The following is a 12,573-nucleotide window of genomic DNA, read 5'->3' as shown; positions in this document are numbered from 1 at the left end:
TCTAGCTACAAGCACCAGCTTCTCGGGTCGTTTCGGGTTTAAAGATAAAGGCAAAGTACGCCTTTATTTTTAAAGCCTCCAACGCCTGTCGAGGCTTAACAGCGCTTTTCGCTGTTGAATAGTTACTCAAATGTTCTCCAGCCAATATCATGGCGATGGAAGAATCCGTTCCATTCTTGAGTCGAGAGGCCTTTATAGACTTTATCTTGTGCTTCTTTTAGATTATCTGCTCTGCCTGCGACAAGGAGTACGCGACCACCATTTCCGACGAAGTTTCCGTTTTCTAACTTCGTGCCTGCGTGGAATACGTCGAGACCTGAATCTGTTAGTACATCTAAATTAGGAAGTTTGCTGCCTTTTACGACATCTCCTGGATATCCGTCTGCTGCGATCACGACGCCTAGCATTGCTTCTTCATGCCATTTTAAATCGAATGGTTGTCCAGCCATTAGAGCTTCCATGAATTTGCCGAAGTCGGATGCCATGCGCGGTAAAACAACTTGTGTTTCGGGATCGCCAAAACGCGCGTTGAATTCGATGACTTTCGGGCCTTGCTTAGTCAAGATTAATCCAGCGTAGAGAATACCTGTAAAAGGAATCCCTTCTTCTGCCATCGCATTCACAGTTGGTACAACGACCCGCTCATACGCCTCCTGAACGACTTCATCAGAAATTTGAGGAACAGGCGAATAAGCACCCATCCCACCTGTATTTGGTCCACGATCTCCATCATAAGCACGTTTATGATCTTGTGCGATGACCATTGGATAAATTTGTCCGTCATGAACGAATGACATATAGGAAAATTCTTCACCATCCAAGAACTCTTCTACTACTACACGTGATGAAGATTCGCCAAATTTTTGATTGCCGATCATATCATCTACCGCGTCCAATGCTTCTTGCAGTTCCATTGCCACAATGACGCCTTTTCCGGCAGCCAATCCGTCTGCTTTCACAACAATTGGAGCCCCTTGCTCGCGAATGAATTTCTTTGCTTCCTCCGCATCAGTGAATGTACCATAAGCAGCCGTCGGAATATCATATTTGTCCATAATTTCTTTAGCGAATGATTTACTGCCTTCGATACGAGCTGCAGCTTTTGTAGGGCCGAATACTGTTAGACCTCTTTCCATAAAGAAATCAGCAATACCTTCCGCTAGCGGCTGCTCAGGTCCTACAAATGTTAATGCGATACTATTTTCAATCGCAAATTTTGCCAATGCTTTAAAGTCTGTTGCCGCGATGGGCACACAAGTTGCGTCCTGGTTCATGCCGTCGTTTCCAGGCGCCACAAACACATCGGTAACAGAAGGCGCTTGGCTGAACTGTTTAGCGATCGCGTGTTCACGACCGCCACTTCCTATTACGAGAACTTTCATATCGAACTTCCTCCTGCCTTCTTAATGTTTAAAATGACGTACGCCTGTGAATACCATCGTGATGCCATAGTCGTTTGCTTTTTTAATGGAGTCAGCATCTTTGACCGAACCACCTGGTTGAATAATTGCTGTAATACCCGCTTTGGCTGCTGCCTCCACGGTATCATCCATAGGGAAAAATGCATCGGATGCGAGAGCTGCTCCCTTTGCACGTTCTCCAGCCTGCGTAAGTGCAATATTCGCAGCACCTACTCGATTCATTTGTCCTGCACCCACGCCAATTGTCATGTGCTCATCTGTGACGACAATCGCGTTAGACTTCACATGTTTTACGACGGCCCAACCAAGCTTCATTGCATTCCATTCTGCTTCCGTTGGCTCACGGTCTGTTGCTACTGTAATATCCGCTTCTTCAAAACCGTAGGCATCCGGCTGTTGCATCAACAATCCACCTTCAACAGAAACGGTATTCCACTGATCTTTTTTCTGTTGCTCAAATGAAATCGTCAATAAACGAATGTTTTTCTTCTTTGTCAATATCTCGATTGCTTCTGCTGTAAAAGAAGGTGCAATTACAATTTCAAGGAAAATCTCTGCTAGCTGAGCTGCCGTCTCCTGATCTACTTCTTTATTCAATGCAATAATCCCACCAAAAATGGATACAGGATCTGCTTCATATGCCTTACTGAAGGCTTCTGCAATTGTATTACCCGTTCCTACACCGCATGGGTTCATATGCTTGACTGCTACTGCTGCCGGCTCTGCGAATTCCTTAACAATTTGAATCGCTGCGTTGGCATCTTGGATATTATTATAGGAAAGCTCTTTTCCATGTAGCTGCTCGGCATAGGCGATTGAAAAATCAGACCCTAGCGGACGGCTATAGAACGCTGCTTGTTGATGTGGATTTTCTCCGTAACGTAAAGGCTGTTTGAGTTCGTATGTATAAGTAACTTGTTCCGGGAATTGCTCGCCCGCAAGCTCCGTTAGATAACCTGAGATCAATGCATCATAAGCTGCAGTATGACGGAATACCTTCGCTGCTAGACGACGGCGCGTTGATAGTGTTGTACTTCCTTCTGCTTTTAACTCATGTAAAACCACTTCATAGTCTGTTGAATCCACAATTACTGTGACGTACGCATGATTTTTAGCAGAAGCACGAAGCATGGCTGGGCCACCGATATCAATATTTTCAATTGCATCTTCTTCGGTTACGTGGGGCTTTGAAATAGTTTCTTTAAATGGATAGAGGTTCACACAAACAATATCAATCGGTTGGATTCCATGCTCTTCCATCTGTGCCTGGTGTCCTGGATCATCTTGTTTGGCCAGCAATCCACCGTGGATCATCGGATTTAATGTTTTGACACGCCCTTCCATAATTTCTGGGAAGCCTGTAATTTCATCTACTGCCGTCACGGTTACTCCATTATCTTTCAAATGCTTCATCGTACCGCCTGTAGACAATAATTCATACCCAAGTTGTTCTAATTCTTTCGCGAACTCCAAAATTCCGCTCTTATCCGATACGCTCAGTAACGCGCGCTTTTTCAAAAGAATCCCTCCAATTTATAAAAAAGCCTGTCTTCTCAACAGGCTGATTACTTTTCAAATAACTTTTTTAAAGTAGCTGTATACAGTTCATGTTCTACTTCATGAATTGCCTTTGCTGTTTGTTGTTCGTCATTGTCAATTACGTTTACTGCCTGTTGCGCCAAAATTGGACCCGTATCCATCCCTTCATCTACGAGATGAACCGTGACACCTGTCACTTTGACACCCGCCTTTACAGCCTGTCCGATTGCATCCTTACCTGGGAAAGACGGCAACAAGGACGGATGGATATTGATAATACGCTCAGGATAAGCGTCTAGCAAGACATGGCTAATCAAGCGCATATAACCTGCTAATATTAGCCACTCGACTTGTGCTTCCTGTAGAACTGCTAGTATGGCTTGTTCATACGCTTGCTTCGTTTCAAAATCACGCGGCCGAAAAGCTGCTACTGGAATGCCTGCCTGCTTTGCTCGTTCAGTCACAAAGGCATCGGGTTTGTCTGTCACGAGCAACACGATATCTGCTGGTATCGTTCCGACATAACATGCCTTTTCTAGAGCTGCAAAGTTACTGCCGCTTCCTGAAGCAAAAACTGCAATTCTAACATTCTTTGCCATTATGACAAGCTCCCGTCATGTTCGCCAATGAACTCGACGCCTTCCTTGTTGTTAACACGTCCTATGATATAAGCCTGTTCTCCATGCGCTTTTGCTATCTCTAGTGCTTTCTCTGCGTTTGCTTCAGGTAAAGCAATTACAAAACCAATCCCCATATTGAAAACACTATATAAATCACGATCTGTTAACTCGCCTTTTTGTTTCAACATTTGAAAAACAGGAAGTACAGGCCATGCGCCCAACTCTATTTCCACACCAAATCCTTCATGGAACATACGTGGAAGGTTTTCAAAAAATCCGCCACCCGTAATATGACCCATAGCATGGATATCCAACCGTTTATGCATCTCCATTACAGGCTTAGCATAAATTTTTGTCGGTGTAAGCAATGCATCAGCTACTGTTCCTAGCCCTTCAAAGCCATCAATCGTACTGTCTATCTCAGCACCTATTTGTTCAAATACGATATGACGAACGAGAGAATACCCATTGGAATGAATTCCGCTAGACGCGATCCCGACGAGGACATCACCTTCTTGTACTCGGTCACCCGTAACAATTTGGCTCTTCTCGCAAGCACCTACTGCAAAACCTGCCAAATCATATTCATCTTCCTCATACAATCCTGGCATTTCTGCGGTCTCGCCGCCAATCAAAGCGGCTCCGGACTGCACGCAGCCATCCGCCACACCTTTAACAATCGCTTCTACTTTTTCCGGTACGGCTTTTCCAAGTGCTACATAATCTAAGAAGTACAATGGCTCTGCGCCTTGTGCCACAATATCGTTGACGCACATCGCGACACAGTCGATACCGATCGTATCATGACGATCTGCCATGAAAGCCAACTTTAGCTTCGTACCGACACCATCTGTTCCCGAGATTAAGACAGGTTCTTTATATTCGAGCGCAGATAGGTCGAACATTCCGCCGAATCCACCAAATGCACCTGCTACCCCTTTACGAGTTGTTCGTGCTACGTGGGACTTCATCCGTTCCACTGACTCATAGCCAGCTTCAATATTGACTCCCGCTTTTTCATACGCCTTCGACATGGAAAGGCCTCCTATCGTACGATTTCTTTTTCGTGTGGCATTGCTGTATCCGAATAAATTTCGGTTGGATATTCACCTGTAAAACAAGCTAAACATTGTCCACAATTTTTCATTTCAGGAGATCGACCATTCGCTTCAAGCATTCCATCAATTGAAAGGAAGTGCAGCGAATCCGCACCGATCTCATCACGCATTTGGTCTAAATTACGTCCAGTTGCAATTAATTCGGAATCAGAGCTGATATCGACGCCATAATAGCAAGGCGCGATAAGAGGTGGTGACGCAATAACGACATGTATCTCTTTTGCGCCCGCTTCTCTCAACATCGCAACGATTCGTTTAGATGTCGTACCGCGGACAATAGAATCATCCACCATCACAACTCGCTTGCCATGAACGACTTGATGTACTGGTGATAATTTCATTTTCACACCTTTTTCGCGTAATGCTTGAGAAGGCTGAATGAACGTTCTTCCCACATAGCGGTTCTTGATCAAACCAAGCTCATACGGAATGCCACTCTGCTCTGAGAAACCAATCGCAGCAGATATACTCGAGTCAGGAACTCCAGTCACGACATCCGCACTAATCTGAACCTCACGTGCCAGTTGTTTACCGCAACGTTTACGAGCAGCATGAATATTAATCCCATCGATATCTGAATCAGGACGAGAGAAATAGACATATTCCATCGAACATATCGCGCGCTCAGCTGCTGGTGCAAACCGTTCAGACGTTAACCCTTTATCATTTATGATTAATAACTCACCAGGCTCTACGGAACGAATTGGCTCCGCTCCAATAATATCGAATGCACATGTTTCAGATGCAACGACCCATGCATCTCCAATTTTCCCTAAAGATAATGGACGTAAGCCATTCGGATCTTGCGCCACCATTAAGCCTTCATCTGTCATTAACACAAATGCGAAAGCACCCTTTAAGATGCTGAGCGCTTTTTTCACTTTGTCTCGCTGATTCAACGAGCCGCTACTACGTTTGATCAAATGTGCTAACACTTCTGTATCTGATGTCGTTTGAAAGATACTTCCTTGACGTTCCAAATGTTCTTTTAAGTCTCTAGCGTTAATTAAATTTCCATTGTGTGCAATAGCTAGACTGCCTGTTGTCGAACGGAATACAAGGGGTTGCACGTTTTCAATGCCGCGTCCCTGTTCTGTTGTATAACGGACTTGTCCAATTGCTCCGTGGCCCTTGAGTTTACTCAAATTGTCCCCTGAGAAAACTTCATTGACCAAGCCCTCTCCCTTAACAGCCTGAAGACCTGCATCGCCTTTTACAACGATGCCTGCCCCCTCCTGTCCTCGGTGCTGAAGTGCATGTAATGCGTAATAGCTAATTTGCGCTGCATCCTCATGCCCCCAAATACCAAATACGCCGCACTCTTCGTTTAACCCTCTGAGTTCAGCAAGCATGGAATTGCCCCTTTCCAAGCAGCGTGGAATTGTTCTACCGTCCCTTCTACTAGGACAGTTCCTTCTGCATCTTTGATGACGAGCTGTCCGCCATCTGTCACTGTTCCGATTTTCACTGCATCTTCAACTTTCTCTTCAAAAGCAGCCACTTGATCTGCTTTGACAGTAACCAAAAATCGAGATTGCGTCTCACTAAATAATTCAGTGACTGCAGAGCCTGAAACCGTTACTTCTGCTCCTAACCCGTCTGCTGCAAATGCTTTTTCACAAAGAGCAACAGCAAATCCGCCTTCTGACAGATCAGTTGCAGATTGAATCAGCCCTTGCTGAATCGCTGACAATAGTTGTTGCTGGCGTTTTGCTTCTACATCTAAATCAATGGCTGGTGCTTTACCGAAGATTTTCCCTTCGACCATTTGCTGTAGTTCACTACCGCCAAATTCTGTGTCTGTTTGACCAATTACATAAATTGCATCTCCTGCTTGTTTGAAGCTCGTCGTTGTCACTTCTGTCAAATCATGTACGATTCCCACCAAGCCGATTGTCGGAGTTGGATAAATCGGTACTCCATTGACTTCATTCGAAAGTGACACGTTACCACCTATAACAGGTGCATTGAGTTTGCGACAAGCTTCTGAAATGCCGTCTGCCGATTTTTCAAGCTGCCAGAACACTTCCGGCTTATCCGGGCTTCCGAAGTTCAAGCAGTCCGTCAACGCAATAGGCTCTGCTCCCGAACATACGAGGTTACGTGCAGCTTCTGCTACTGCAATCTTTCCGCCTGTTTCCGGATCCAAATAAATAAAACGTGAATTACAATCCGCTGTCATCGCAATTCCTTTGTTCGTTCCTCTAACCCGGATGATTCCAGCTGATGCTCCTGGTGCCACTACTGTACTCGTTCTTGCACCCGTGTCGAATTGATTGTAGACCCATTCTTTTGAAGCAATCGTTGGTCGTTGCAATAAGGAAAGTAATGTTTCCTTCAAGTTATCTACTTGTGGTTCTTTATTTTCAATTGCTTGGTTTTCTGCAAAGGATGCAGGCTCTTTAGATTCTTTGTGGTATGTCGGTGCATCTTCAGCAAGTAAGTCTGCTGACACTTCCGCTACCACTTCTCCTTTATGAAGCAAGCGCAGCATCTTGTCATCTGTTACATGACCAATTGCTACTGCATTAATTCCATATTTGGTAAACAATTCAATAATTTCTTCTTCGCGACCTTTTTTCACGACAATGAGCATTCGTTCTTGAGACTCAGACAACATCATTTCGTACGCTGTCATGTTTTCTTCACGCTGAGGTACTAGATCCAAGTTCAACTCTACGCCATATCCTGCTTTCGATGCCATTTCTGCAGATGAAGATGTCAGACCAGCCGCACCCATATCTTGGATACCAATCAAGGCGTCAGATTTCACAAGTTCTAAGCAAGCTTCCATCAATAACTTTTCAATGAATGGATCTCCTGCTTGCATAACTGGCAATTCATTATCTTCTTCAATAGATACTTCTGCAGAAGACATTGTGGCGCCGTGAATTCCATCACGTCCTGTTGTAGCTCCTGCATAAAGAACTGTATTGCCCACACCAGCTGCTAGTCCTTTTTGAATATCTTCATGATTCAATAAACCGACAGCCATCGCATTGACAAGTGGACGTTTTGAATAGCATTGATCAAATTGCACTTCTCCCGCTACTGTCGGAATGCCCATTGCATTGCCGTAGCTCGCAATCCCAGCTACTGCTTCTTCAAATAAAAACTTATCGCGAGGCTCTGTCAAATCACCGAAACGTAGAGAGTTAACCAATGCAACCGGACGTGCTCCCATAGAGAATACATCACGGATAATCCCACCTGCACCTGTTGCCGCGCCAATAAATGGTTCAATTGCTGAAGGTGAGTTGTGAGATTCCATCTTGAAGACAGCGGCCTGATTGTCGCCAATATCTACAATCCCTGCACCTTCACCAGGTCCCTGTAAGACACGTGCTCCTTCCGTCGGGAACTTACGTAATACAGGCTTTGAACTTTTATATGAACAATGTTCTGACCACATTGCGGAAAATAATCCGGTTTCCGTGTAATTTGGAGTGCGCCCAAGCAATTCCACTGCGCGTTCATACTCTTCAACTGTCATTCCCATTTGAAGATATAATCGTTGTTCTTTGATTTGCTCCGCTGTAGGTTCGTGATTAATTGACATGCTGTTCACTCCAATTGTTCAAGATTGAATGAAATAAAGGTGATCCATCTGTTCCGCCAATTACTTCTTCCACTGCACGTTCTGGAAGTGGCATCATCCCCAGAACATTTCCTTTTTCATTGGTGATGCCTGCGATTGCCAAAGTACTGCCATCCGTATGTTCATTAGTATAGGTAAAAACAATTCGATTACTATTTTTCAGCTCTTCTACCGTCTCTTCGTCCGCATAGTAATTACCGAATTCATGCGCAACTGGAAGTGTGATTATTTGACCTTGTGCATAGTCTTTTGTAAAAGTCGTTGTATTATTTTCAACTACTACTGTTTCTTGTGCAGAACGGAATTTCAGACCTACATTACGCAAGAATCCGCCTGGCAGAAGACCAGCTTCTACTAAAATATGAAATCCGTTACCCACTCCGAGAACCGGTTTTCCGGACTCTGCAAAAGCAATCAGATGCTGACATGCAGGTGAACTTTTTGCGAGAGCACCTGGACGTAAATAGTTGCCGTATGAAGTCCCTGTCGGTAAAAGAACTGCATCAAATTGGTCGAGTTGATCGGCTTCTGTATGCCAGACGTATTCGACTTCTTGCTTCACTGTTTCCTCAATCGCATAATACATATCAAGATCACAAGTAAGACCTGGGAATACTAGAACGGCGAACTTCATTTGCCCGCAACCTCCCCAATTTCAAATCGATAATCTTCAATGACTTTATTGATCAATAAATCTTCGCACATTTCTTTCACTCGTGTTTCTACTGTTTGTTCAGAACCATCCATCTCTAGCTCGATTAGTTTTCCCACTCGTACACTCTGTACTTCTTCAAAGCCCATTTTTTGAAGTGCTTCTGTCGTCGCGATGCCTTGTGGATCTACAACACTTTCACGTAATGTTACATAGATAGTTACTTTCGTCATTGTTGGTTCCTCCCAAAGTGGAAATAGTAGTTGATTTATTCTATATAGCTGCATGAAGACTATGTAGTTAGTCTTCCCAAATACCAGACTGCTCAATTTCTTGCAAGGTTTCTTCCAAGTCATTCGTCATAATAGTGACGTGACCCATTTTACGTTTTTCTTTCGCTTCTGCTTTACCATATAAATGAACGGACCAATCTGGGTAATTCGCAATGTGCTGATTGAGCGGTTCAACATGTTCGCCCAATACATTCACCATAATTGTAGATTCCCACAACTTCGGTTCACGTAGAGGCCATCCACACACAGCACGGATATGTTGATGAAATTGCGAGATATTGCATGCTTCAATTGAGTAATGTCCGGAGTTATGCGGTCGCGGTGCTAATTCATTAATCACGATGCTACCGTTCTCAAGTACAAACATTTCGACTGCCAAAGTTCCGACCAAACCCAAATAACTGGCGATTTTTACTGCTTCTCTTTCCGCTCGCTGTAAAACGCTATCCTCGACTCGAGCTGGCACAATAGATTCGTGCAGAATATGATGTCGATGAATATTTTCCGCTATTGGTAAGCAAAAAGATTGGCCAGCTGGATTCCGCTGGATTATAACGGAAATTTCTTTTTCAAACGGTACGAAAGCTTCTGCAATACATGAAGAATGTTCAAAAAGTGACTGAGCCTCTTCTAATTGTTCTTTTGATTCCAGTTTTACTTGACCTTTTCCGTCATAACCACCAAAAGCAGTTTTGACAATGCATGGGAAACCTAATCCATCAATCTTGTCGACTAACTCTTTATATGTGTCAGCTGTTATATAAGGAGCAACCGGAGCACCTGCAGCCCGTATTGCGGCTTTTTCATACATCCGATTCTGTGTAATACGAACTAGCTCGGCTCCTTGTGGAACGTAAGCCTGCTCTGACAACTGCTTCAGACCTTCATAATCAATGTTTTCAAATTCAAATGTGATCACATCACTTACTTCACGTAATTCAGCAAGTGCTTGTTCATCATCATAGGGAGCTATGATTTCAATATCCGCTATTTGCCCGCACGGCGAATCATTTGTGGGATCTAGCACCGCAATGCGAAATCCCGCTTCTTTTGCCGCGAGACCCATCATGCGTCCTAATTGGCCGCCTCCAATAATTCCAATAGTTTGTCCAGGTAAAATCATTTTCACTCTAGATCACCGCTGCTTTCCAACGAGATTTGACGCATAACATCACGTCTTTGATGTAGTCTGTCACGCAATCCTTCGTCAGTTACACTAAGCATCTGTGCAGCAAGCAAGCCTGCATTGGTAGCGCCCGCTTTACCAATCGACATAGTCGCCACGGGAACTCCGCCCGGCATCTGAACAATAGACAATAAGGAGTCCATTCCATTCAATGCTTTGGATTGTACGGGAACACCAATGACAGGAATTAGCGTTTTGGCAGCAACCATTCCTGGTAAGTGAGCCGCTCCACCCGCTCCGGCAATAATAGCGTGGAGTCCTTTAGCCTGTGCCTGTTCTGCATATTTAAACATCAAATCCGGTGTACGGTGAGCTGAAACCACTTTCTTTTCGTAAGGAACTTCTAACTCATCTAATATCTCGCAAGCATGTTTCATTGTTTCCCAGTCACTTTTACTGCCCATAATGACACCGATCTTCGGTTCCAAATGAAATCTACTCCTTCATCGAACATGTTTTATCTTTTTCATCACCTGATTCATTACAAAAAGGTCCTTGAAAACTCCACTTTTCACATGCACAAAAAGCAGAACTTTCAAGGACCTTAACAAAACGAGCAAATAGCTATGTATATATCAGCTATCGGACGTAGATATCCTAGAAAAATTGCTTTCCCACATAGTGTAGACATTTACGGTGTCTTGGTAGAAACGCTACAGCCAATCCTGTAGCATATACGGGGAACTCATTTACTCTTATTATAGTAACAACTTATTGATAATACGTCAACCTAAATCCGAACAATAGATAATAATTCTTTTCATATCATTCGCTTTTAAGTTCTTCCTGAATGAAAACACGATAGTTTCTTACCCATTTTGATGATATTAGCTGTTTTTTATTCCTTGAAATTGAGTTTGCTGCTTAATAGGAATATACTCTTCTCCTACTTGTTTAAATAGAGGCTGTTCCCTTCTGGCAACAACGGTATACCCTAAGCTTTGAATTCGCTCTAAGCATTGCTCCAGCGTTTCATCATCCTGTCGATCAAACCATATTTTCTTATTGCTCATTTAAATAATTTTCCCCTTTTCACGCTCTTCACCCAGAAGCCACCATGTATCGTCTTCGGTTCATAAGAAATAATAAAAGCTTTCGGATCGAGATCAGTTATTGTCTTATATAGCTGTAATTCATATTTACGCGGTGTCAAAATCTCCATAGTGGAACGTCCACCGCTTAATCCATTTGCTGACCAGTCAGTTACTCCATATCCTAGACGTCTTAGTTCAGCCGGCATTTCTTTATTAATATCTGCGGTAATGACATTCACTGTAATATATCCTAATGCTAGTCTCTCCTCAATCTTCGAACCCACTACTACGCCTGATCCAAATCCTAATGCGTATGCAATTAAGTTTTGAATTTCATCTAAGTTATCAAGCACCAGTCCCAATCCAATCACGTAGATTACTACTTCGAACATACTTACTGCAGCAGCAATATAACGATATCCTTTCAAGGTCAAAATCATTCGGACGGTCGAGAAAGATACATAAACAATATTGATCGCGAAAATAATTAAAATCATTCCCATGGTAGCCTCTCCTTTCCGCAGTAGGGTTTATCGTATCGTGCCAGAAGAAAAAACTCAAGGAAAGTCTTTTGATACTTACTAAACTTGTTCCAAACAATTATGAGCAACTAGAAAGAGTTATGTGCGATTCGCAAAGTTTCATATACAGTTGACTAGATTTATCATCGCTTGCGCCAAGCAATGATAGTGATTTTATAACAACGCACCAATCTTCCTAGCTCTGAAAACACAAAAAAAGCCACTCCCCATAGGGAATGGCTTTGCATGCCTGGCAACGTCTTACTCTCACAGGGGGAAGCCCCCTAACTACCATCAGCGCGCGAGCTTAACTTCCGTGTTCGGGCTCCGAAGCGTGATGAGCAGCGGATTGCCGCGTCAGCTTCACCGCTTGCGAGTCTCGCGTATATCATACGCTTCGAGTCACAGCGGCTTGCTTCCTTGCACTCCACTACTCCTCCCACTTCTCACATTAGTATTGATTTATTTTCCTAAAACGACAAAAAAGCCATTCCCTATGGGGAATGGCTTTGCATGCCTGGCAACGTCTTACTCTCACAGGGGGAAGCCCCCTACTACCATCAGCGCTGAAGAGCTTAACTTCCGTGTTCG

At 43.7% G+C, this 12,573-nt stretch carries 12 protein-coding genes, 1 rRNA gene and 1 riboswitch; all 13 genes read right to left on the bottom strand.

The annotated features are described in order from the left end of the window. Nucleotides 1–122: 122 nt before the first annotated feature. Entirely contained in the window at nucleotides 123–1,382 is a 1,260-nt protein-coding gene (purD, locus tag GD002_RS06820; protein WP_153731603.1) for a phosphoribosylamine--glycine ligase, read from the bottom strand. 21 nt (nucleotides 1,383–1,403) lie between these two features. Continuing rightward, complete coding sequence (gene purH / locus GD002_RS06815; RefSeq protein ID WP_153731602.1) at nucleotides 1,404–2,939, bottom strand: bifunctional phosphoribosylaminoimidazolecarboxamide formyltransferase/IMP cyclohydrolase; 1,536 nt, start codon at nucleotides 2,937–2,939, stop codon at nucleotides 1,404–1,406. Between the two features lie 47 nt (nucleotides 2,940–2,986). Next, nucleotides 2,987–3,559, bottom strand: a complete 573-nt coding sequence (purN, locus tag GD002_RS06810; RefSeq protein WP_153731601.1) for a phosphoribosylglycinamide formyltransferase — start codon at nucleotides 3,557–3,559, stop codon at nucleotides 2,987–2,989. Further along, nucleotides 3,559–4,614 (bottom strand): phosphoribosylformylglycinamidine cyclo-ligase, encoded by a 1,056-nt coding sequence (gene purM, locus GD002_RS06805; RefSeq protein WP_153731600.1) that lies wholly within the window; start codon nucleotides 4,612–4,614, stop codon nucleotides 3,559–3,561. Before purM ends, purN begins: the two co-directional genes overlap by 1 nt. Before the next feature lie 11 nt (nucleotides 4,615–4,625). Further along, on the bottom strand, nucleotides 4,626–6,050 hold the full coding sequence (gene purF / locus GD002_RS06800; RefSeq protein WP_153731599.1) for an amidophosphoribosyltransferase: 1,425 nt from the start codon (nucleotides 6,048–6,050) through the stop codon (nucleotides 4,626–4,628). After that, entirely contained in the window at nucleotides 6,026–8,257 is a 2,232-nt protein-coding gene (gene purL / locus GD002_RS06795; RefSeq protein ID WP_153731598.1) for a phosphoribosylformylglycinamidine synthase subunit PurL, read from the bottom strand. The genes purF and purL overlap by 25 nt, the downstream gene beginning before the upstream one ends. After that, nucleotides 8,247–8,930, bottom strand: a complete 684-nt coding sequence (gene purQ, locus GD002_RS06790; protein ID WP_153731597.1) for a phosphoribosylformylglycinamidine synthase subunit PurQ — start codon at nucleotides 8,928–8,930, stop codon at nucleotides 8,247–8,249. Before purQ ends, purL begins: the two co-directional genes overlap by 11 nt. Beyond that, the gene (gene purS, locus GD002_RS06785) at nucleotides 8,927–9,181 is read right to left on the bottom strand and encodes a phosphoribosylformylglycinamidine synthase subunit PurS (protein WP_153731596.1); all 255 of its coding nucleotides are present in this window, start codon (nucleotides 9,179–9,181) and stop codon (nucleotides 8,927–8,929) included. The genes purQ and purS overlap by 4 nt, the downstream gene beginning before the upstream one ends. A 67-nt stretch (nucleotides 9,182–9,248) precedes the next feature. Further along, nucleotides 9,249–10,364 (bottom strand): 5-(carboxyamino)imidazole ribonucleotide synthase, encoded by a 1,116-nt coding sequence (gene purK / locus GD002_RS06780; protein ID WP_153731747.1) that lies wholly within the window; start codon nucleotides 10,362–10,364, stop codon nucleotides 9,249–9,251. A gap of 2 nt (nucleotides 10,365–10,366) precedes the next feature. After that, nucleotides 10,367–10,855, bottom strand: coding sequence for a 5-(carboxyamino)imidazole ribonucleotide mutase (gene purE, locus GD002_RS06775; RefSeq protein WP_153731595.1), 489 nt, complete (start codon nucleotides 10,853–10,855; stop codon nucleotides 10,367–10,369). Nucleotides 10,856–11,026: 171 nt separating this feature from the next. Further along, nucleotides 11,027–11,127: riboswitch (purine riboswitch) on the bottom strand. 127 nt (nucleotides 11,128–11,254) lie between these two features. Further along, entirely contained in the window at nucleotides 11,255–11,440 is a 186-nt protein-coding gene (locus GD002_RS06770; protein ID WP_153731594.1) for an NETI motif-containing protein, read from the bottom strand. Further along, the gene (locus GD002_RS06765) at nucleotides 11,437–11,964 is read right to left on the bottom strand and encodes a DUF2179 domain-containing protein (RefSeq protein ID WP_153731593.1); all 528 of its coding nucleotides are present in this window, start codon (nucleotides 11,962–11,964) and stop codon (nucleotides 11,437–11,439) included. Before GD002_RS06765 ends, GD002_RS06770 begins: the two co-directional genes overlap by 4 nt. 533 nt (nucleotides 11,965–12,497) lie before the next feature. Further along, nucleotides 12,498–12,573: ribosomal RNA gene (gene rrf / locus GD002_RS18265) — 5S ribosomal RNA — on the bottom strand; the annotation flags it as partial.

Origin of the sequence: Sporosarcina obsidiansis (genome assembly GCF_009651005.1) — a bacterium.
Lineage (GTDB): Bacteria > Bacillota > Bacilli > Bacillales_A > Planococcaceae > Sporosarcina > Sporosarcina obsidiansis.
This window is presented reverse-complemented; position numbering and strand designations above follow the sequence as displayed.